The sequence below is a fragment of the Desulfatibacillum alkenivorans DSM 16219 genome (assembly GCF_900142135.1).
Lineage (GTDB): Bacteria > Desulfobacterota > Desulfobacteria > Desulfobacterales > Desulfatibacillaceae > Desulfatibacillum > Desulfatibacillum alkenivorans.
Window position 1 is genome coordinate 43,358 of sequence record NZ_FQZU01000036.1, and the last position, 21,599, is coordinate 64,956.

The 21,599-nt window shown below is 52.6% G+C and carries 14 protein-coding genes; 6 read left to right on the top strand and 8 right to left on the bottom strand.

Annotated features, from left to right (window positions below; translation table 11 throughout):
- Positions 1–25: 25 nt before the first annotated feature.
- From BUE18_RS21570 to metK, 3 genes are all read right to left on the bottom strand, one after another.
- A complete protein-coding gene (locus BUE18_RS21570) occupies positions 26–832 on the bottom strand; it encodes a methyltransferase domain-containing protein (protein ID WP_073478251.1) in 807 nt (268 codons plus the stop codon).
- Positions 833–965: 133 nt separating this feature from the next.
- Positions 966–2,375 (bottom strand): adenosylhomocysteinase, encoded by a 1,410-nt coding sequence (gene ahcY / locus BUE18_RS21575; RefSeq protein WP_073478252.1) that lies wholly within the window; start codon positions 2,373–2,375, stop codon positions 966–968.
- A gap of 98 nt (positions 2,376–2,473) precedes the next feature.
- Entirely contained in the window at positions 2,474–3,655 is a 1,182-nt protein-coding gene (gene metK / locus BUE18_RS21580; RefSeq protein WP_073478253.1) for a methionine adenosyltransferase, read from the bottom strand.
- Positions 3,656–3,948: 293 nt separating this feature from the next.
- Between metK and rfbD the strand changes: the two genes are divergently transcribed.
- Positions 3,949–4,836, top strand: a complete 888-nt coding sequence (gene rfbD, locus BUE18_RS21585; protein WP_073478254.1) for a dTDP-4-dehydrorhamnose reductase — start codon at positions 3,949–3,951, stop codon at positions 4,834–4,836.
- Between the two features lie 286 nt (positions 4,837–5,122).
- On the opposite strand, the gene BUE18_RS21590 is transcribed toward rfbD, so the two are convergent.
- Both BUE18_RS21590 and BUE18_RS21595 read right to left on the bottom strand, forming a co-directional pair.
- Positions 5,123–6,577 carry a lytic transglycosylase domain-containing protein gene (locus BUE18_RS21590; RefSeq protein WP_073478255.1) on the bottom strand — a complete coding sequence of 485 codons (1,455 nt, stop codon included), beginning with the start codon at positions 6,575–6,577 and terminating at the stop codon, positions 5,123–5,125.
- A gap of 293 nt (positions 6,578–6,870) precedes the next feature.
- Positions 6,871–7,857 carry an aldo/keto reductase gene (locus BUE18_RS21595; protein WP_073478256.1) on the bottom strand — a complete coding sequence of 329 codons (987 nt, stop codon included), beginning with the start codon at positions 7,855–7,857 and terminating at the stop codon, positions 6,871–6,873.
- Between the two features lie 112 nt (positions 7,858–7,969).
- Here BUE18_RS21595 and BUE18_RS21600 point away from each other — a divergent pair, with 112 nt between their 5' ends.
- Positions 7,970–8,779: a helix-turn-helix transcriptional regulator gene (locus tag BUE18_RS21600; RefSeq protein ID WP_244549362.1), complete on the top strand. Its 810-nt coding sequence runs from the start codon at positions 7,970–7,972 to the stop codon at positions 8,777–8,779.
- 19 nt (positions 8,780–8,798) lie between these two features.
- Here BUE18_RS21600 and BUE18_RS21605 read toward each other — a convergent pair whose 3' ends face one another.
- A complete protein-coding gene (locus tag BUE18_RS21605) occupies positions 8,799–10,775 on the bottom strand; it encodes a monovalent cation:proton antiporter family protein (protein WP_073478258.1) in 1,977 nt (658 codons plus the stop codon).
- A gap of 602 nt (positions 10,776–11,377) precedes the next feature.
- Here BUE18_RS21605 and BUE18_RS28355 point away from each other — a divergent pair.
- Positions 11,378–15,427: a transporter substrate-binding domain-containing protein gene (locus tag BUE18_RS28355; RefSeq protein ID WP_244549363.1), complete on the top strand. Its 4,050-nt coding sequence runs from the start codon at positions 11,378–11,380 to the stop codon at positions 15,425–15,427.
- A gap of 96 nt (positions 15,428–15,523) precedes the next feature.
- On the opposite strand, the gene BUE18_RS21615 is transcribed toward BUE18_RS28355, so the two are convergent.
- Positions 15,524–16,525, bottom strand: a complete 1,002-nt coding sequence (locus BUE18_RS21615; RefSeq protein ID WP_073478260.1) for a GlxA family transcriptional regulator — start codon at positions 16,523–16,525, stop codon at positions 15,524–15,526.
- Between the two features lie 165 nt (positions 16,526–16,690).
- Here BUE18_RS21615 and BUE18_RS21620 point away from each other — a divergent pair, with 165 nt between their 5' ends.
- The 3 genes from BUE18_RS21620 to BUE18_RS21630 all read left to right on the top strand — a co-directional run bounded on the left by BUE18_RS21620 (position 16,691) and on the right by BUE18_RS21630 (position 21,284).
- Complete coding sequence (locus BUE18_RS21620; RefSeq protein WP_083611213.1) at positions 16,691–18,691, top strand: oxidoreductase; 2,001 nt, start codon at positions 16,691–16,693, stop codon at positions 18,689–18,691.
- Between the two features lie 308 nt (positions 18,692–18,999).
- Positions 19,000–19,974 carry a hypothetical protein gene (locus tag BUE18_RS21625; protein ID WP_170868430.1) on the top strand — a complete coding sequence of 325 codons (975 nt, stop codon included), beginning with the start codon at positions 19,000–19,002 and terminating at the stop codon, positions 19,972–19,974.
- Positions 19,975–20,138: 164 nt separating this feature from the next.
- Entirely contained in the window at positions 20,139–21,284 is a 1,146-nt protein-coding gene (locus tag BUE18_RS21630; protein WP_073478263.1) for a hypothetical protein, read from the top strand.
- Between the two features lie 32 nt (positions 21,285–21,316).
- Here BUE18_RS21630 and BUE18_RS21635 read toward each other — a convergent pair.
- On the bottom strand, positions 21,317–21,599 hold a 283-nt coding region (locus tag BUE18_RS21635), incomplete at its 5' end, for a transposase domain-containing protein (protein ID WP_139264771.1).

Genomic DNA, 21,599 nt, shown 5'->3' on the forward strand with positions numbered 1-21,599 from the left:
ACCAAAGGGGATTGACCGGTTTTTTTTATTGTTTAACGGCGCTCATGATGATCCATCGCCGAGCGTCATGATGGCAATGAATTCCCGAAAAGCCCTTCCGCTCCAAGGTTTGGGACAGCTCATCGGAAGTAAACCCCCGAAAGCCCATGCTGCGTGTATACTTTTCCCTGACCGCGCCCAGCAATCCATGACCCCTGCGGACAGCCGCCACGGTAAAGCAGCCTCCGGGCGCCAGAACCCGGCTGATCTCCTCCAAAGCCTTGTCCGGGTCCGGAAACAAGTGCAGAGCCCCGCAGCAATTGACCGCTTCGAAACTTTCCTCTTCAAAGGGCAGATCCAAAGCGCTGGCCCGCACATAAACCACGTTGTCCAGGCCCTGCTTTTTCGCCCGGGAGGCGCCCCAGCGCAGCATGGGAGCGGAGAGATCCAGGCCCACAACCCTGCCCTTGCCCATGGTCCTTGCGAAAGCCCGCGTATAGATGCCCGGGCCGCAGGCCAGGTCCAGCACCGAGTCGGCGTCGGCTATGTTGGCCGCCCCGGATATGAGTTTGGCTTCCTTGTTAAAGGAAATCCCCAGGATCATGGCGGCGGCAATGCTTTTGCGCCATAACCGGCTTTCGTAAATGTTGACGATGGCGGGCGACTCCATAAAGAACTGGGCCACGGTTTTCCTCAAATGGAGCTCCGGGACCAAATCCGCAAAGCCGTCCCTGATAGGGTAGCGCTCGCCGCAAACCTTGCAGGTGAAAAAATCCTTTTCGTCCCGATTGACGGAACAATAGCCCCCCTTGCACGAAGGACAACGAACCAGGTTTTCCGTAATCCTTTCCATACCCCCTCCTATTTCCGGTAAAAATGAAAAACCCGGAAGGCGGGCGGCCTTCCGGGTGAATCTGCGGCTTGAACGGCCGATATGCAGACATGCTCCGGCCTGCAGGACTTTGCAGGCCGGAGATTTTTTCTTTTTAGTAGCGGTAAATGTCCGACTTGAAGGGACCTTCCACGGGCACGCCGATGTAATCGGCCTGATCCGGGGTCAGGGTGGTCAGCTTGGCGCCCAGTTTGTCCAGGTGCAGACGGGCCACTTCCTCGTCCAGTTGCTTGCTCAGGCAGCTGACCCCAATTTCTCCGGGATTCTGCCACAGGTCGATTTGAGCCAAGGTCTGGTTGGTGAAGGAAGAGCTCATGACAAAGCTGGGATGCCCGGTGGCGCAGCCCAAATTCACAAGGCGGCCTTCAGCCAGGATGTAAATGCAGTGTCCGTCAGGGAACACCCACTTGTCCACCTGGGGCTTGATATTGATTTTTTTCACCCCGGGCCAGTTGCTAAGTTTGTCCATCTGGATTTCGTTGTCAAAATGGCCGATGTTGCACACAATGGCCTGATCTTTCATTTTGGACATATGCTCGGCGGTGATGATGTCCTTGTTGCCCGTGCAGGTGACATAGATGTCGGTATACGCAAGGGCGTCTTCAATGGTGACCACCTGAAAGCCGGCCATGCATGCCTGAAGCGCGCAGATGGGATCGATTTCGGTCACGCTCACCCGGGCGTTCTGGCCGGCCAGGGATTCGGCCGAGCCTTTACCCACGTCGCCGTATCCGCAAATCAGAGCGTTTTTGCCGGACACCATCACGTCCGTGGCTCTCTTGATGCCGTCCACCAGGGACTCGCGGCAGCCGTAGATGTTGTCGAACTTGCTTTTGGTCACCGAGTCGTTCACGTTGATGGCCCGGGTCAGGAGTTCGCCCCTTGCCTGCATCTGGTAAAGACGGTTGACGCCGGTGGTTGTTTCTTCGGAAACGCCTTTCCACTCGGCGGCCACTTTGTGCCAGAACTGGGGGTCCTCCTTAAGGGTGGCTTTCAGGACATCGTTGATGCACTGGAGTTCGTGATTATCCGTGGGCTCGTCCAGGATGGAGGCGTCATTTTCCGCCGCATATCCCCGGTGAATCAGCAGGGTGGCGTCTCCGCCGTCGTCCACGATCAGGTTGGGGCCTGTTCCGTCAGGCCAGGTCAGGGCCTGTTTGGTGCACCACCAGTATTCTTCCAGAGTTTCGCCTTTCCAGGCAAAAACCGGAACGCCGGCCTTGGCGATAGCCGCTGCGGCATGATCCTGGGTGGAAAATATATTGCAGGAGGCCCAGCGCACGTCCGCACCCAGTTCTACCAGGGTTTCAATAAGAACGGCGGTCTGAATGGTCATATGCAGGCTTCCGCTGATTTTGGCGCCTTTCAAAGGTTTTTGGGGGCCATATTTCTCACGTGTGGCCATCAGGCCGGGCATTTCGTGCTCGGCGATTTCCAATTCCCGGCGTCCAAAATCCGCAAGGCCAATGTCCGCGACCTTGTATTTCAATGCAGCGTCAGTCATTTAGGGCTCCTGTAATTCTATCTGATGTTCTATGGGAAGCGAAACCCGGCGCCCGTTCGGCAATGCCACGTTTCGCAGCTAATCCTAAAAGATAAGACCTATATCGAATTTTGCAAGGATTGCACCTTATTGGTCTTTTCCCAGGGAAAAATTTCCCGGCCGAAATGCCCGTAACTCGCCGACCTCTGATAAGACCATCCGTTGGGATGGAGCAAATCCAGATCCTTGATGATTCCGGCGGGCCGGAAATCGAAAATCTCCCCGGATTCCAGGACGGCCTGAAGCTTGTCCTGGGAAACCTTGCCGGTGCCGTAGGTGTCCACATTAATGCTCATGGGCTTGGCCACGCCAATGGCGTAAGCCACTTGAATTTCGCATTTGTCGGCCAGGCCCGCGGCCACAATGTTTTTTGCGGCGTAACGGGAGTAATAGGCTGCGGAACGGTCCACCTTGGAGGGATCCTTGCCGGAAAAGGCGCCGCCTCCATGGCTGCCTACGCCGCCGTAAGTGTCCACGATAATCTTCCGGCCGGTCAGCCCTGCGTCGGCCCAGGGGCCTCCCAAGGTAAACTTGCCGGTGGGGTTGATGTAATACAAGGTGTCGGGACGCAGCAGGCCTGTGGGTTCCAGCAGCTCCTGCACTTCCTTCACAATGTCCTCCCGGATCTGATCCAGGGACACGTCGTCGGTCTGATGCGAAACCACGACGCTGGTGATGTACTCCGGCTTGCCGTCTTTGTATTTGACCGACACCTGAGACTTGGAATCCGGCCTTAAATAAGCCAGCTTGCCGGATTTCCTGACCTTTTCCAGATGGCGCAAAATCCTGTGGGAAAAGGCAATGGGCGTAGGCATAAGCTCCGGCGTTTCGTTGGTGGCGTAGCCGAACATCATGCCCTGGTCCCCGGCGCCCTGTTCGGCAAAAAGCCCTTCGCCTTCGGTCACGCCCTGGGAAATATCCGGGGACTGCCCATGAATATGGGTGCTGTAATGAAAAGCCCCATCCCAAAAAAGCAACTCCTCGCGATTGTAGCCGATTCCCCGCACAACCTCACGGGCGATGGCTTCCGTGTCGATTTCATCCCATGCCCCGCAGGTGATCTCCCCCGCGGTAATGATGGAATCGTGTGCGGCCATGGTTTCGCAGGCCACCCGGCTTCTGGGGTCTTTTAACAAGCAGGCGTCGAGGATTGCATCGGAAATCTGATCGCAAATTTTATCAGGATGTCCCTCGCTTACCGATTCTGAGGTAAAAACATGATCTGCAGATATTTTACTCATGGACAATTCTCCTAACAATGGACATATTCAGGCAATGGAAGCAACGGGCCAAATAGATGCGCAATCCGCCGGGTGCAATGAATACGTCCCTGGAGAAGTTGTACAAGTTGGTCGCTTTGCCGATTAACCTTGCCGGTCCAGTTTTTGGATGGCGACAAAAGAGTTTGAATTCACAACAAAACCGGCGGAATCCGTACCATGATTAGACTCGACTGTCAAGCCGCCCTTCCCCTTTGTTTGTGGGCCCGCCGCGGCCGGCTTGCGCTATGATTTTCGATGGGGTAGAATAAACTATGGAAAATCTTAAGATACTGATAACCGGCAATCAGGGGCTCTTGGGAACTGAGTGCGTCCGGGTTCTATATCCCACCCACGAAATACATGGTTTTTCTTCAAAAGTTTTGGATATTCGTGATAAATCTCAGGTGGAGGGCCGGATTAAGGAAATCAGGCCCGATATTATAGTCAATTGCGCCGCTTACACCAAGGTGGACGCCTGCGAAACCCATTTCCAGGACGCCTGGGATGTAAACGCAATCGGACCTGAAAACCTTGCGCAAGCCGTGCGCAGATGCGGCGGCTTCCTGGTTCACGTATCCACGGATTACGTCTTTGACGGTGTCCGCAGCATTCCACACCCATACACCGAAGAAGACTCTCCCAACCCCTTATCCGCGTATGGCAAAAGCAAACTGGCGGGAGAAGAGGCCGTGCGCTCCTTGTGCCCGCTGCATGCCATTGTGAGGACGGCCTGGTTATACGGCGCTGCAGGCCCGAATTTTCTGAAAACCATGCTCAGGCTCAGCAAGGAAAACCCCTCCTTCCTCCGCAAGGTGGTGAACGACCAGTTCGGCTCCCCCACCTGGACCTATTCGCTGGCGAAACAAATCAAAGTGTTGATCGAGTCGGGAGCGACGGGAACCTTCCACGCCACGGACCAGGGCTATTGCACGTGGTATGAGCTGGCCGAGACCTTTCTATCCCTGATGGGCGTGAAGCATAACCTGACCCCTTGCGAAACCAGGGACTACCCCACTCCGGCCCGCAGGCCTTTCAATTCCATCCTGGAAAACAAACGCCTCAAGGAGTTCGGCATAGACGTCATGCCCCCCTGGCAGGACGACCTCAAGGCCTTTGTAAAAGCCAATAAAAAGCAACTGCTGAAAAGCATCACAAAATAAAAAAACAAAGAATAACCCCGCCTCCGGCGAAAGCCTAAAAATCTGAAAAGAAAGCAATAACTGCGCCTCCGGCGGCTTACTTTTTGAAAAAAGCAAGACAAAAACTTTTCAATGGCGCTGCGCGCAAGGACATGTCCACCGGCAACACAGCATCCATTAAGCTGTAGGTTAGGTTAGGTTAAGATTGCAAAACCCAAAAAGAACAGCCTTGAAGCTGCATCCGGATTTCATGGGGGCAGGCCTTTCGGCGTCCATGCCTCTATTCTTGGGCGGCGCAGGTTGGAGCCTACTTGTCAGTTCTCTTATAAACCACCAGGCGCTGGCCGGGGACGATGGGCTTGTTCAGGTTGATGCGGTTCCACATGGCCAGGGTGGGCAGGGGGATTCCATGGGCTTCGGCGATGCGCGTGAGGGAGTCTCCGGGCTTGACCACGTAAATGTGTCCGGCTTTTTGCTCGAACCATTTGGAGAACAGGGTCAGAAAGCGTTCGTTAAAACCGTCCGAAGCGCCTTTGGGAACCATGATGTTATGTTCTCCGGCGGAAAGGTCGTAGCCCCTTAAGTGGGGATTGAGGTCCTTGATGTGTTTGAATGAGGTGTTCGCCGCCTTGGCCGCCAGGGTCAGAGGGGCCTTGGCCACGGTCTTGAATTCCACGTTCTCCACCTCAATCAGAGGGTAATAGTCCTCGGGTTTGAGGTGAAAGCCGAATTTTTCCGGGTGCTCCATGAGCAGCTTGGCCGATAAAATCCTAAAGATATACCGCTGGGTTTCCAGGGGAAGGTACAACTGGTAATAATTGATCTGCTCCTGGACCAGAATCTGGGACTCCAGGCCGTCTTCCCCCATGTTATAGGCGGCCGCCGCCAAAGTCCATGAACCGAACCGCTTATACAACTCCTTGAAATACAAAATGGCGGCGTCCGTGGATCGCCTGATTTCCCGGCGGTCGTCCACGTCCCTGTTGATTTCCAGGCCGTAGCGCTTGCCCGTCCCTTTTATGAACTGCCAGAACCCCATGGCGCCTTTGGGGGAGCCCGCATGGGGCCTCAGGGCGCTTTCCGCCACGGCCACGTATCGCAGATCCCGCGGCATGCCGGCCGCTTTCAGCTTGGAGTCGATAATAGGCATGTACCGTGTGGAGCGTTTGATCCAAAGCAGCACCTGGGGCCGGTCCCACAAGGAAAGCATCAACTCCTTTTCCAGGCGCTCCCTTACCTCGGGGTTGTCCAAAGGAACCTGCTCCCCGCAAAAATACAATGGGCCTGTGACTCTCAACGAATCCAACAGGGAAGGGACTGTCTCGTCGCCCGGGGGGGATAAAGGAAATTCGTCCACCGGCTCGTTTATGTCCACCTGCACCATGGACGCAGCCGACGCCATGCTTGGAGCTCCGGCCTCTTCCGGGATTTCGTCCTCACTCCCGTCAAGACTTTGTTCATCGTCGTAAACGATGTACTCGTCCGCCACGGAGGGAAACTCCAGGTCCTGGCTTTCTTCCTCCACAATCCATTTGTCTTCGTCAGGATCCTCGTCTTGGATGTCAATGTCCTGGGATGGGGGGGGCGCCGCCTCGCTTTTCCGCGTCTGGCTTTCCGGCGCCTCCGCCTGGGCGAGGCTCGCGGAAAGACTCCGAGTCATCGGAGGGCGGGAAATCGTTACCGTGTATCCGGACGCCTGAAGGCCGTAATATGCGGCGGCTCCAAGCCCGGCGAAAATCAAGAGGAATAAGAGCTTTTTCATGGTCACCCTAAGGCGCTCACTAAATCTTTTTCGAACGGCGCGCCGTTCGTGCTGGTCGACAAGGGATTCATTGACGAAATCATAACATAGGCCAAGACTTCCTTTCCAGCCCCCTAAAGAAATTTTAATATAGGCCCGGGAAAGGCGGTTTTTTTCGAAGCCTGTGCATTTTCAGGCCCTTCGTTGTGTATATTATTCCACATTATTAGGGGATAAGGATAGGAAATGCATCACAGTCCGCCCCAAAAAGGACGGACTGCGCCATTTTTATATGGATGAGGATTAAAGATTGATCACTTGTTAAGGCCTGCCATGCCTTCGGCGGTGTAGCGCTCCCCCCGGATGCTTCCTGGCGCGAAAGCCTGATCCAGTGCTTCCATTTCATCCCGGGTCAGGACGACGTCCAGGGCGCCCAGGTTCTCCCGGAGGTATTTCAAACGCCTTGTTCCTGGAATGGGGACGATATCCTCCCCTTGAGCCAGTATCCAGGCCAGGGCGGCCTGGGCCGGGGTGACGCCCTTGGAGGCGGCCAGGTCCAGCAACACCTGGGTTCGCTCCATGTTGGCTTGAAAATTTTCCTCCGAAAACCGGGGCAGAAAAGGCCGCAAATCCCCTTCTTTGGATATGCCGGCGGCGTCCAGCTTGCCGGTCAACGCGCCCCGTCCCAGGGGGCTGTAAGGAACCAGGGCCACGCCCAACTCCCGCATGACAGGCAGCATCTCCTCCTCCACCTCACGGGTCCACAGGGAATACTCGGATTGAACCGCGGCGATGGGATGCATCGCATGGGCTTTTTTCAAGGTCTCGGCCGCGGGCTCGGACAAGCCGACATAACGCACCTTGCCTTCCTTCACCAAATCGGCCATGGCGCCCACGGTATCCTCGATGGGCGTGGTCTCGTCTATACGGTGGGCGTAATACAGGTCAATGCAATCCCGATCCAGCCTCTTCAAGCTGGCCTCGCAAGCCTGGCGGACGTACTCCGGCCTGCCGCAGATGGTCCTGGCGTATTCCCCCGGCTTGCGCACAATGCCGAACTTGGAGGCCGCAAAAACCTCCCCGCGCCACTCTTTGAGCGTCTTGCCGATCAATTCCTCATTATGCCCGAACCCGTACTGATCCGCCGTATCCAGCATGGTCACCCCCATTTCCAAGGCTGCCAGCAGCACTTTTCTCGACGCCTCGTCGTCCGAAGGCCCATAGAACTCGCTCATGGCCATGCATCCCAGGCCCATTGCCGAAACCTCGGGGCCGTTTGCCCCCAATTGCCGTTTTTTCATATCATCTCCTTTGGTTGGGCTTCCATGTCAGTTTACGTCACGGATGATACGCAAAAACTGCTTGACCTTCATCAGAAAAAAAGTCATTTTATTCCGAATTATGGACATAATTATGAACAACACTCCCAGAAAAGCCCAGCAAATAGACTTAATCCCCCACGGCCTGGACGCGCGCACCATGGCTGGGGTCATGGCCGAATATTCCAGCGAGGACCTGCACAGCCACAATCATCACCAGGTTTTGAGAATCCGGAGCGGCGTAGCCTTGCTGGTGGATGAAAACCGCAGGCAGCCCATGTTCGGGCCCTTGACGGCGGTGATTCCCGCGGGCCTGGCCCACCGGTCCGTGGTGTTGGGACAATCGGCTAGCTTTAAATCCATCTATTTGAAAAAGGATCTGCTTCCGGATTTGGAGCAGGAAATTCGCTTGTTTTTTATAAGCCCCTTGAATTCGGCGTTGTTTGACAGGCTGAAGATATGGGGCGCGCAGGATCTTTTCCGCAATCTGAACCGGGAGTGTTTGGATTTATTTCTAAAAACGCTGCCCGAAGACATGGAAAAGCAGGCCAATCTGGTGCGTTTGCCCGAGGCGGGCACGCCTTTGGCCCGGGACGCGGCTGCATTTGTGGAAAAGAATTATTTCCGGCCGTTGTCCATGGACGACTTTGCCAAGGCCCTGCCCTACTCCGGCCGGCATCTTTCAAGGCGGTTTAAGGAGGATATGCAGATCACCCTGTTCGAGTACCTAAGGCTGTACAGGGTCCTCATGGCGTCCCTGGCTTTATGCGGGCCTGAAAAAGCCATCACGGAAATCGCCCTGGAATGCGGGTATGAGTCCCTTTCCTCGTTTTACCGGGATTTTAATATGATTTACGGAGCGCCGCCGAAATCTTTCAAAGAGATCTTTTCACAAAAGCAATAAGCATTTATTAAACAGGCCATTATGCAACGGCTTTTTCCGGTGCAGCCATTTCCTTAAAGGCTGCGGCCTGCTCCCCATTGCCGATGATGGCGACCATGTCGCCCGGCTGAAACGCCAGCCGCCCTTCCGGGTTTGGATAAAGTATTCCCTTGCGAACGACTCCTACCACGGACGCGCCGGTTGATGTGCGAATCCGGAGCTCCAGCAGGCTTTTTCCTTTCATGAAGCTGTTCTCGGGAATTTCAACCCAGACAAGCTCCAGTTGATCCGTGGCCCGTTGCAGGTGGTCCAGGGTGGAGTATTCCACCTGCTGGCTGAGAAGCGACTCATACAGATCCAGCCGCACTGCGTTGGTGAACCGCTGGATTTCCGTGGCCGGAATGTGCAAATCCATCAAGGCCTGGCGAGCGAATTCCAACCCTGCTTCATACTTGGGCATGATCACGTCGCAAGTCCCGGCTTCTCTGAGCAATTTCATGTGCTCCATGGAGTCGGCCATGGCAATGACGCGGATATCCGGGTTGGCATGCCTGGCGAGACGTAAAACGGTTTGAGAAGTCACCAGAGCCGGAGTGGTTATCAACACCAGCCTGGCCTTGTCCACCATCGCCCCTTCCAAAACGACTTCCTGGGAGGCGTCTCCGTACAAAACCGGCATTCCCAACTCTTTGACCTTTTCCACCTGCCTGAAATCCTGCTCGACCATTAAGAAGGCCTCGTCCATACGCTGCAGAACGCGCCCCACGTATTGGCCGGTCCTGCCGCCGCCGACTATGATTACATGGTTTTCCATATTTTCTTCGGAAATTTGAATGGTTTCCATGGGGGCGTCTTTTCGCAGGCGCTTCTGCAGGCTGTACAGAGGGACGGTCAAACGGGAGACGACGGGCGTCAAAATCATGGTTACAATGGCCACGCTTAAAAACAGGGAGTATAGATTCTTATCTATGGCCTGGGCGGCCACGCCGGTTCTGGCCAGGACAAAGCCGAACTCGCCCATTTGAAACAGGCCGAAGCCCACGGCAAGCGGAACCACGTTGCCGTAGCCAAAGGCATGGGACAGCGAGTAAAAAACCAGGAACTTTCCTATACTGATCAAAGCCGCCAGCATCAGGATGTTTTTCAGGTTGGCCGCCAGAAAATTCAGGTCCAGCAGCATGCCCACGGACGCGAAAAACAACAGTCCGAAAAGGTCCCGCAGCGGGACGATGTCGCTCAAGGCCTGGTACCCAAAGTCAGATTCGCTAAGCACCATCCCGGCCACAAAAGCGCCGAAAGCAAAGGAAAGGCCCACAAGATAGGTGCCGTATCCCACCCCCAGGCCGATGGCCGTGATGGATAGCAGGAACAACTCCCGGGAGTTCCACCCGGCCACCCTTTTCATGACCCAAGGCAAAAGCCGGACGCCCACCAAAATCATGGCCCCCAAAAACAGCACCGCCTTGACGGCCGCCACGCCCAGAATGGGAAGGCCGGCTTTGGGGTTGCTCATCTGGGGCAGGATGATCATCAAGGGCACAACAGCCAAATCCTGCACGATGAGCATGCCGATCATGACCCGGCTGGACAAGGTGCCCATCCACCCCTGGCTTTCCAGGGTTTTCAACAAAACCATGGTGCTGGACAGCGAGGCCAGGCCCCCAAGCCACAATGCGTGGACCGGCTCCCAGTCGAAAAAACGGCCTATCAGGTAGCCGTAGGCAATGATCAATATAATCTGTATGGGCGTGCCGATAAGCGCAATCCGGCTGACCGGCTTGAGCTTCTTGAACGAAAATTCCAGGCCCAGGGCGAAAAGCAGCAGGGCAACGCCTATTTCCGCAAGCAGTTCAATGTTGTGGATTTCCTCCGGACTGATCCGGCCCCAGGTATAAGGCCCCACCAGAACCCCGGCCAGGATATAGCCCAAAATCAGCGGCTGTTTAAGCCTTTGCGCAATCAACCCGCCTGCCAGAGCCGTCACTACAATCACAACAATGTCCGCTGCAATGCCCATTCATCAGCCTCCATGATCTTTGAAACATGCCAAATGCCGCATTGGGATTCTATGGCAGATACTACACCTTGTCCTGAAAGACAAACGTTTGAGTCCCCCGTTCCCCGGGAAGCGCTATTCAACGCCTTCCTTTCCATTTCCGGATACATGAAGCGGCCAAACCAGTTCAGTGCGGATATGCCAATATCGCGTTCCAGGCAAACCGGCGATGAGGTTGTGGGAGGCAGGGTCCAAACGCCCCCTTAGTCTGAGACTCTCCATGAAAAACTTGCCTTGCGCCGGCGATGCAAGGTATCCTAATAAAAATGGAAATGATGGCTTTGCCGCAACTGTACCGAGATAGCCATGTTTGAGACGAGAATCCATCCCGGCTTTGATGCAAATTGACCGGGATGGAAGTTGCCAGGCTCGCACAGTCTGCCGGCATCCTATCGCGCAAGGTATTTGGCACAATAGTTGCTTTACCACTTTTCGATTCCGTTCATTATCACGGCCTGATTTTACAATGGGAATACTGTTTTGTTCAACCCATGGAGTTGATGAGGCCCAGATAACCGGCTGCTTGAATATTAAGTGAAATGACGATCATGACTTCCTACCGCATGCATTCTTACAGGTATTGCTACTTTCCGTACGCACTAACCATAATCTGTCTCACTATCGTCTTCCTGGGAGGCAATTTCGCCCTTGCAAAAGAAAACGCCTTCAGCAACCAGCAGGTTTTAAGATCCGCGGCGGAAATTGACTATCCTCCTTTTAGCGCAATCGATAAGAATGGGCAGGCAATAGGTTTTTCCGTGGAACTTATGCGTGCAGCGCTTAAGTCCATGGGACGGGAAGTCACATTTCGCACCGGGCTCTGGCCGCAAGTGAAGGGCTGGCTGGAACAGGGCGAAGTACAGGCTCTTCCCCTGGTTGGACGAACCCCGGAAAGGGAAGCGGCTTTTGATTTTACCTTCCCTTACATGTCCATTCATGGAGCCATTGTTGTTCGAGAGGGCGAGGCCGGCATCCGCGATCTGGAAGATTTGAAAGGGCGTGAGGTCGCTGTCATGAAAAGCGACAACGCCGAGGAGTTTTTAAGGCGGGAAGACCCCGGCGCGATCATCCATACGACCGACACTTTTGAACAGGCTTTGGCTGAGCTTTCCCAAGGCAGGTATGATGCGGTCGTCATTCAAAGACTGGTCGCCCTGCGGCTCATCCAGGAAGCCCGGCTTACCAATTTGAAAATCATCAATAAGCCCATCGAAGGTTTTCGCCAGGATTTTTGCTTTGCGGTCAAAGAGGGGGATCGGGACACCCTGGCTCTCCTGAACGAAGGCCTCTCCCTGGTGATGGCGGATGGGACCTATCGCCATCTGCACGCCAAATGGTTCGCCGCTTTGCAGCTGCCTACTAATCGACGCATAATCATTGGAGGGGATTACAATTACCCGCCCTATGAGTTTTTAAACGAAAACAACCTTCCAGCCGGCATGAATGTTGATCTCACACGGGCCATCGCCCGGGAAATGGGGTTGAACATTGATATCCGCCTGGGGCCCTGGTCAAAGGCCGTGGAAGATCTTGAAAATGGCGCTATAGACGCTTTGGAAGGCATGTTTTATAGTCCGGAGCGTGATTTGAAATTCGACTTTACGCCTCCCCATACTCTGAATCATTATGTCTCGATAACCCGCAAGGGAGAAGGCCCTCCTCCCCTGAGCATGGAGGAGTTGACGGGCAAAAGCATTGTCGTTCAAAAGGGCGACATGATTTACAGCTATGCCGTAAAACATGGACTCAAGGACAATATCTCGCTCAAAGACACCCAGGAAGATGTTTTGAGGGGCGTCTCCAATGGAATTTACGATTGCGCACTTTCCGCCAGAGTAACCACCCTATACCTGATCAATAAAAATAATTGGACGAATCTGGAACTGGGCCGTCAACCAATTCTGACAACAGAATACTGCTATGCCGTCCCCAATGGTCACAAAGCCCTCCTTGCACAGTTTAGCGAAGGCCTTAAAATTATAGAAGAAACTGGCGAATATCGCCGCATACGCAATAAGTGGCTTGGATTGTATGAGGAATCCCACACCAATCTCACCGCCATCATTCGCTATGTCGCCATAGTCGCCATCCCCCTGCTTTTGCTCTTGCTGGCTTTTTTCCTGTGGTCCTGGTCATTACGCAAACAGGTTGCAGCCAGAACCGCCGAACTCCAAAAGAGTGAAGAACAATACAGACTGCTGGCGGACAACACGCTGGATGTAATCTGGACCTTAAATCCAAAACTTGAATTCACCTATATCAACCCCGCGATTATAGAACTGACAGGGTACACCGCGGAAAAATGGATAAACACCCCGTTGTCCGATCATTGCGACGCCGCAAACTTGGAATTCATTAAACAGGTGTTCGCGGAGGAGGCGGCCAAAGGGCCGGAAGGCCCCGGCGTTATTTTTGAAGCTGAGTGGCTTAAAAAAAACGGCGAACCCGTTCAAGTGGAAATACACGGCAAAGTGCTTCATGACGAGAACGGCCAGGTGTCGAAATTTCAGGGAACCGCTCGTGATATTACCATGCGCAAACAGGCGGAAAATGAACTCCGTCAAAGAGAGTCCCAGTACAATGCCATTGTGGAAAATTCCGGCGATTATATTATGCGCTATGACAGAAGCCATCGCCATATTTTTGCGAACCGCGAAGCGATAGAGGCGACAGGACTGACTCCGGAGCAATATCTGGGCAAAACCCACCGCGAAATGGGTTTCCCCAAGCACTTGTGCGAATTATGGGAAAACAGCATCGATGAGGTTTTTTTGACGGGGGAAGTCCGCTGCGTGGATTTTGACGTTGAACTGGAGAACGGCTGGGTCTCCCTGGAAATGCAACTCAACCCTGAATTTAACGAAGAGGGAAGCGTTCAGTCCGTCATTGGAATTTCCCGGGACATAACAAAGCGAAAGGCGGCTCAACAAGAAGACCGCTTGAACAAAGGGCGTCTGGAAATTATCCATGTCATTCAAAATCTGACGGATATTTCGGAAAAAAAGGTATGTGACATCATTCTGGAAAGAATGGTTGATTTGTTGGATAGTGAAATTGGTTTTTTAGGCTTTATGAGTAAAGACGAAAAAATCATGCACATCCACGCATGGTCTTCTTCCGCCATGGAACAATGCACAATCCAGCACAAACCCATCACTTTTTCCATTGCCGAGGCAGGCGTTTGGGGGGAGCCTGTCCGGAATCGAAAAGCGATTATCATTAATGATTATAATAAGCCCCATCCCGCCAAGAAAGGCTGTCCGGAAGGACATGTAGCCATTTCCCGCTTTTTATCTGTTCCTGTGTTCGACAGCGGTCGTATTGTGATGCTCGCGGCTGTGGCCAATAAGGTGAATCCCTATACTGAAAGCGATCTTCGTCAATTTGAGCTGTTGATAGGCAGCGCATGGGAGCAGATCCAACGCAGACGCATGGAAAAAGAAAGGGAGTCTTTGATTACCCAACTCCAAAGAGCCCAAAAAATGGAATCCATCGGCAACCTGGCAGGGGGAATCGCCCATGATTTTAACAACCTGCTCTCCCCAATCGTCGGCATGTCCGAGATTCTATTGGAAGATTTGCCGCCAGGCAGTCTTGAATATGAAAACGCGCAGGAAATATTTACGGCGGGAAAACGGGCAACCGACCTTGTAAATCAGATTCTTGCCTTCAGCCGTCAATCCGAGCATAAAAAAATCCCGGTTCTGGTCCAAAAAATACTCCGGGAAGTCCTTAAACTAAGTAGATCGACCATCCCGGCGGACATCCAAATTTCTCAGGATATCATGAGTGATTGCGGGCCTGTGATTGCTGACCCCACGCAAATACATCAACTGGTCATGAACTTCATCACCAACGCCTATCACGCCGTAGAGAAAACCGGCGGCGAAATTTTTGTGCAACTTAAGGAAACCAAACTAAGCGCGGAAGAAATAGGCAGCAAACCGCTTGGCCCGGGACGTTACGCCGTATTAGTCATTTCCGATAACGGCGAAGGAATCAATCCAGCCATCCTGGATAAAATTTTTGAGCCTTACTTCACCACCAAGGAACTGGGTAAAGGCACTGGCCTTGGACTTGCCGTAGCCTATGGGATCATTAAGGAGCACAAGGGCGACATCAGTGTGGAAAGTGAACTGGGATCCGGAACCGCCTTCACTATCCATTTGCCAATCATGGAAAAAAGCGTATCTGAAGGTCCTGCTCCACTGACACAAAGCGACCCGAAAGGCAATGAACGAATTCTGCTGGTGGATGATGAAGAAGCTGTCGCCAAACTTGAAAAACAAATGATTGAACGCCTTGGCTATCATGTCACAGCGTGCACCAGCAGCACAGAGGCGTTAAGAGTCTTTGAAGCAAATCCCCAAGATTTTGATTTAGTGCTTTCCGACATGACTATGCCCGGCATGACCGGCGACCTGCTTTCCATAAAAATGAGATCCATAAGGCCCGATATGCCTGTTATCATTTGTACAGGCTTCAGTGAAAAGATCAACGGGGAAAACGCAAAAGCAGCGGGAATCAAAGGGCTGCTCATGAAACCGATCATCAAATCCGAAATGGCTAAATTGATCAGAAACGTGCTGGATGAAGCGAAAACCTCAAACTAACGATACAGTCAGGATGAGAATTTTTCCGGCATGGTTCTCTTTCCGCCATAGGCGGACCGCTCTCTCAGCATGGGGAGGCGAAGCAATCTCAAAAAGCTATCTCATGGGCACCGGCTTTAACAGCCGGGTGAAGCGGTTGCGGTATTCCCTGGGGGAGAGGCCGGTGGTTTTCTTGAACAGCTTGCGGAAGGAGTTGGGATCTTCGTATCCCACCTGCTGGGTGATCTCCTCGATGGATTGGGCCGTCTTTTCCAATTGATGCTTGGCCGCCTCAATGCGCACCCTCTGCAGGTAAATCAATGGCGAGTCCCCCGTGGCCTGCTTGAAGCGCCGCACAAAATGCCGGGGGCTCACGCCCATGTCGCAGGCCAGGGCTTCCACGGAAATCCGCGAGGTGAATTTTTCCTCCAAATAGCTCTGGGCTTCCTTGATCACCTCGTCCGTATGATCCTTCTGAAATTCAAAAATGGAATACGGCGACTGGCTGTTGCGGGGCTCCATCAACAAGGCCTTGGAGCATACGTCCGCCAATTCCTCATAACCGAATTTTTCAATCAGATAGATGCACAGATCCCAGAACGACGTGGTGGCGCCCGAGCAAAGCACGCCCCCGTCCTCGGTCAATATCCGTTCGGGCCTGAGCTTGACCTTGGGATACAGCCGTTTGAAATAGCGCGAGAACTTAAGGTTGGTCGTGGCCACCTTGCCGTCCAAAATGCCGGTCTCAGCCAATAAAAAGGTTCCCGTGCAGGTGGAGCCGATCATCACATGCTTTTCATGATGCTTGCGAAGCCAGTCCGCCAACTCCCGGGGCGCGGCGCCAATAAACCGTATGGGAGGAAGAAAGCCGGGAACCAGGATGAAATCCGTCTTCTCGATATCGTGGATGGAGGCGTGGGGCGTGACGATCACCCTGCCGTCCGCTTCCACCTGCCCGCCGTCGAGCGATACGATGTCCCATTGAAACAACGGCGGTTCGTTCTTTCCATCCCCATTAAGCTGGGCGTACCACCGGTTGGAAATCCCAAAAGCGTCTATGCATCCGTAAATGGCGGAAGCGGCGCAATGTTCATAGGCAAGCAATGTGATGTGCGGCATATTTTCTTCTCCTTGCGTCCATGTCTGATTTGGCATGGTTAAAGTCAAAATAGCCTCTTTTGATTTGCTCCGTCAAGCTGTAAAAATATACCGTCAAAGAAAGGTTTTCAGGGGGCGTCCCCTTGAACGATCAGAATAAAAACAAGCCGTCAGGAGGAGAAAATCATGGATCCCTTGTTTCAGCCCATCAAAATCAACCAGATGGAAGTCAAAAACAGAATTTATCTGCCCGCCATGCATTTGAACATGGCCGTGGACTTTTTGGTGACGGACCAGATTGTGGATTTTTACGCGGAACGCGCCAAGGGCGGCGCCGGCATGATCGCCGTGGGCAACGCCACGGTGAACGAAGTCGCCGGAAACAGCATGTACATCGGCGCCCATAAGGACGAATTCATGCCCGGCCTCACGCGGCTTTCCAAAGCGATTCAAGAAGGCGGCGCAAGATCCGTGGTCCAGTTGAACCACGCGGGCCGTTATTCCCATTCCTTTATGATGAACGGCAAAATGCCCGTGGCGCCTTCGGCCATCCCTTCCCGGATGACCCGGGAAACCCCGGAAGCCCTGGATCTTGACGGCATCAAACAGACCATCGCGGATTTCGCCGAGTCCGCCGAGCGGGTGAAAAAATGCGGATACGACGCCGTGGAAGTATTGAGCGGCACCGGATACCTCATCAGCGAATTCCTTTCTCCGGTCACCAACGCCCGCGACGACGAGTACGGCGGATCTTTTGAAAACCGCATCCGCTTCGGCGTGGAAATCATGAAGGCCATCCGCGAGAAGGTCGGCCCGGACTATCCGGTCATGGTCCGCCTGGACAACAACGACTTCATGGAAGGCGGCCAGCGCGCCGACGAGCTGACCGAATACGCCCGAATCCTGGCTGAAGAATGCGGCGTGGACGCCCTGTGCGTCAAGGGCAACTGGCACGAAGCCAGGGTGCCCCAGATGACGACCAACGTGCCTCGCGGAACCTACGCCTACCTGGCCAAGAACGTCAAAGACGTGGTGGACGTTCCGGTCATCGCCAGCCACCGCATCCATTCTCCCGAAGTGGCCCGGCAAATCATCCGGGACGGCTTTTGTGATATGGTCGCTTTCGGCCGCGCCCTCATCGCCGATCCCTACATGCCGGAAAAAGCCCGCACAGGCCGGGAAAACGAAATCGTCCAATGCATCGCCTGCTGCCAGGGCTGCTTTGACAGCCTGTTCCAACTGCAGCACGTCAAGTGCATGTGCAACCCCAAGGCCGGCTACGAAAGCTCCAAGGCCATCGAAAAAACAGCCTCCCCCAAAAAGGTCATGATCATTGGCGGAGGACCGGCCGGCATGACCGCCGCCCTGGCCGCCAAGGAAAAAGGCCACGACGTGACCCTGTACGAAAAAAGCGGCAAGCTGGGCGGACAGCTTTATCTGGCCGGCGCTCCCCACGGCCGCGAGGAATTCGTGGAGCTGGCCAAGGACCTCACCACTCAGTTGAAGCTCGCCAAGGTGGACGTCAAGCTGAACACCGCCGTTGACGAAGCCCTTATCGATCAGGAAAAACCGGACGTCGTGCTTCTGGCCACGGGCGCCGAGCCCATTACCCCGCCCATCCCCGGCGTGGATCAGCCCCACGTGGTCCAGGCGTGGGACGTGCTCTTGGACAAAGTCTCTGTGGGCAAAAAAGTGGTTGTCATCGGCGGCGGCGCCGTGGGCGTGGAAACCGCCATGCATCTTTCCGAAATCGGCACGCTGTCCGGCGACGCCATCAAGTTCCTGCTGGTGAACCAGGCGGAAACTCCTGAAACCCTGTACAAGCTGGCCACCCAGGGAACCGTGGACGTCACCCTGATCGAAATGCTGGATAAAATCGGCGCGGGCATCGGCAAAAGCACCAAGTGGGTCATGCATCAGGACATGGGCAGGCAACGCATTGCCATCAGCACCGGAACCAAGGCCCTGGAAATCACCCCCACGGAAATCAAAGTGCAAACCGGCGAGGAAGTATACACCATCCCGGCGGACACCGTGGTTCTGGCCGCAGGCGCCAAGCCGGTCAACGTCCTTGCCGAAGCCCTGAAAGCCAAGGGAATCGACTTCCAGGTGATCGGCGACGCCAACGGCATAGCCCTGGCCTTCGACGCCGTCCATAACGGCTTCGATGCAGGGCGGAATATCTAAATTCTTAAGAAAATTCTATTTGATGTGAGAAAGCAGGGGCTCGAAATCTGAGCCCCTGCTTTTTTGTTTTCATAGATACATGAAATAGGTTCATTTTTTGATCCATATTTAAAACTTTTAACTGGATTTATTTTTATTTAATTTCTATATTATAGCGCATAATTATCCAATATAGTTCTTGAACTTATGATAGAGATAGGAAACGCAATATCTAAAGATTTGTTCAAGTCTTAAAGACTAAAGGATTCTGTCAAACATGCTGGATGAATCACGGCGACTGGGCAAAGGATTACAAAAGGGGTAAAGGGATGATAACAAAAAAAACAGTCTTTGTCCTCGGGGCTGGAGCCAGCATGCATTACGGATATCCTTCCGGCGAAACTTTGCTGCGCGAAATCCAAAAAATTCTCAATGCCCCAGATTCGTTTGCCCACAAAGTCATCAATGAATTATCACATTATGGGCATATTGAAGGTGATATCAAGCGGTTTGCCAAGGCATTAGGTGAGACGGGACGATCCTCTATTGATGCGTTTTTGGAACATAGACCCGAGTTTATAGATATCGGAAAACACTTTATCGCTAGTGTGCTGATACCGAATGAAAAAGCTGAACCATTGTCGGCAACTGCGAGAAATCTCAAGATGGGAAATTGGTTTCAATATTTGTACAATAAAATGAACTCAAAATTTGAAGAATTCGGAGATAATCAGATTTCATTTGTAACCTTAAACTATGACCGGTCTTTAGAGCATTTTTTATTTTCGGCTCTGCAGGCAGACTATGGCAAAGGAGAAAATGATTGTGCCGAGCAATTAGACAAAATCCCTATAATTCATGTTCACGGGCAATTAGGCCTACTTCCTTGGCAGGACAAGAAAGCGGGCAGAGCGTATGCTTCAGGAATCGACATAGAGAGAAAACGCGAAGAGTTTCAAACATCCGCCAGAGCAATCAAAATCATTCATGAAGTTGAAAATGCCGACGATATTCCGGAATTCATTAAAGCCCAACGATTAATGAATGAGGCCAACCAAATTTACTTTCTAGGTTTTGGATATGATCCGACTAATTGTAAGAGGCTTAAAATTCCCGACTCGAGCGTATGGAAAGCGGGAACAGGTTATGGCCTTCTTCATCAAGAAAGAAGAGAAGTTGGCAAATTACTTGGTTACCGCCCTGAGGGAAGCAAATATGGCCGGGGAGACGTCCCTGTGTTGCAGCTGTCACCTATGCAGGTTGATTGCTTAGAGTTCTTAAGAGAGTTCGCTGAATTAACTTGAAAGCATGGCTTGCAAGCCAATCTTCGGATGATGGTTAAACGGATTCTCCGCAAGCACGGTTATCCGTCGGACAAATAGGAAAAGGCCATCTTGACCACCATTGAACAAGCCGAACTGATCACCGGCGATTAGGCGAAGTGAGAGGCAATGGGGGGAATTTGAACATGATAGCTCATGCGGATAATAGACTTTTTGATTCATGCTACGACTTAGACAGTCATTTGCGAAGTATGACGGCAGCAATGCCCATAGAAATTGATAATATGCCTAAAGACCAATTCTTAAATACCCCGCAATCAACTTTGATTTCTCATTACTCTGAAAAATTCACTATTGAGCCATTAACAATCTATGAAGATAGAATGGAACAAAAGGAACCGGTGGAACGCAATATTGATGTATCGGGCGACCGAAATAGGGTTGCAGCATCTATGAGGGGAAAAAGCCCAATGTGGGTTAAGGGAGTGACCATTGAGATAGAGCTGCCATTTTCAGGCGACCCCAGACTTTGGACCCTAAACCCTAATATATATCTTTCAATCAATCCTCATGGAAGAATTCTTATCACGCCCGGGCATAATTTTGGGAAGCTGCTCATAGCATACGATGTTACAATTGATAGCGATCCTTCCAACCTGAAAAACGAGCTAAATAAAAATCTTGATTCTATTAAGCAGTACCTTGAGATTTCGGGAAATCAAGTGCGCGATTATAATGCCTCCTTGCCGGGAATAGCTCGACAAGTTGTTTTGGCAAGAGAGAAACGCATAGAAAAAGAAGCGAGTATAGTTAAGTTTTTAGATTTACCTATAAAGAGAAAAGACGGGACCCCAAATTTTGAGCGCGTTCCAATTCAAAAACGAATAATTAGGCCCCTTCCTCCTGTTCCTAAAAAGGGATTTATCGCCGAACCAGGTATTTGTGATGCAGACTACGAAGCTATGTTAAATTTGATCCGGCATGCGGGAACCAGTTTTGAAAAAACCCCAAACACTTTTGGGGTTCATAATGAAGAAGAGCTACGTGATATAGTTATAGCCCAACTTAATACCATTTACGAAGGTGGAGCAAAAGCCGAGGCTTTCAACAAGAAAGGCAAAACTGACATTTTGCTCTCTGTCGATGGACGTTCTGCTTTTATCGCCGAATGCAAAATTTGGCGTGGTGAAAAGGAATTTTTAGAAGCCATTGATCAATTATTAGGATATCTGACCTGGAGAGACTGTAAGACAGCCTTAATTATTTTCAATAAGCACAATAAAGAGTTCTCGAAAATTTTGAGTCAGATACAAGCAATAGTTGAAAAGTAAGCGTCCAAAGAAGTACCCGGCAGGGATAAGAATCAATCGTTGGAGAGGTTAAAATCCGGGGTTGGCAGGAGGGCTTGGTAGTCTTCCCGGCAAGTCGCCAGGGGGAGTCTTTCAAATAAAACCTTCAGGTAGGCGAAGGGCTCCAGGCCGTTGGCCTTGGCCGTCTCGATCAGGCTGAAGAACAACGCGCTGGCCTCCGCTCCCCGGGGCGATCCCGCAAAAAGCCAATTCTTCCGGCCCACCACAAAAGGCCGGATCGCATTTTCCGCCGCATTATTGTCCGGCTTCAGATATCCCTGTTCCAGATAGACGCCC

What these genes read in the sequence shown, in the direction of transcription:
- BUE18_RS28355 (WP_244549363.1), top strand. Translation starts at nt 11,378, where the DNA reads ATGCATTCTTACAGGTATTGCTACTTTCCGTACGCACTAACCATAATC.
- BUE18_RS21615 (WP_073478260.1), bottom strand. Translation starts at nt 16,525, where the DNA reads ATGCCGCACATCACATTGCTTGCCTATGAACATTGCGCCGCTTCCGCC.
- BUE18_RS21600 (WP_244549362.1), top strand. Translation starts at nt 7,970, where the DNA reads ATGAACAACACTCCCAGAAAAGCCCAGCAAATAGACTTAATCCCCCAC.
- BUE18_RS21620 (WP_083611213.1), top strand. Translation starts at nt 16,691, where the DNA reads ATGGATCCCTTGTTTCAGCCCATCAAAATCAACCAGATGGAAGTCAAA.
- BUE18_RS21590 (WP_073478255.1), bottom strand. Translation starts at nt 6,577, where the DNA reads ATGAAAAAGCTCTTATTCCTCTTGATTTTCGCCGGGCTTGGAGCCGCC.
- BUE18_RS21595 (WP_073478256.1), bottom strand. Translation starts at nt 7,857, where the DNA reads ATGAAAAAACGGCAATTGGGGGCAAACGGCCCCGAGGTTTCGGCAATG.
- BUE18_RS21625 (WP_170868430.1), top strand. Translation starts at nt 19,000, where the DNA reads ATGATAACAAAAAAAACAGTCTTTGTCCTCGGGGCTGGAGCCAGCATG.
- BUE18_RS21570 (WP_073478251.1), bottom strand. Translation starts at nt 832, where the DNA reads ATGGAAAGGATTACGGAAAACCTGGTTCGTTGTCCTTCGTGCAAGGGG.
- rfbD (WP_073478254.1), top strand. Translation starts at nt 3,949, where the DNA reads ATGGAAAATCTTAAGATACTGATAACCGGCAATCAGGGGCTCTTGGGA.
- BUE18_RS21605 (WP_073478258.1), bottom strand. Translation starts at nt 10,775, where the DNA reads ATGGGCATTGCAGCGGACATTGTTGTGATTGTAGTGACGGCTCTGGCA.
- ahcY (WP_073478252.1), bottom strand. Translation starts at nt 2,375, where the DNA reads ATGACTGACGCTGCATTGAAATACAAGGTCGCGGACATTGGCCTTGCG.
- metK (WP_073478253.1), bottom strand. Translation starts at nt 3,655, where the DNA reads ATGAGTAAAATATCTGCAGATCATGTTTTTACCTCAGAATCGGTAAGC.
- BUE18_RS21630 (WP_073478263.1), top strand. Translation starts at nt 20,139, where the DNA reads ATGATAGCTCATGCGGATAATAGACTTTTTGATTCATGCTACGACTTA.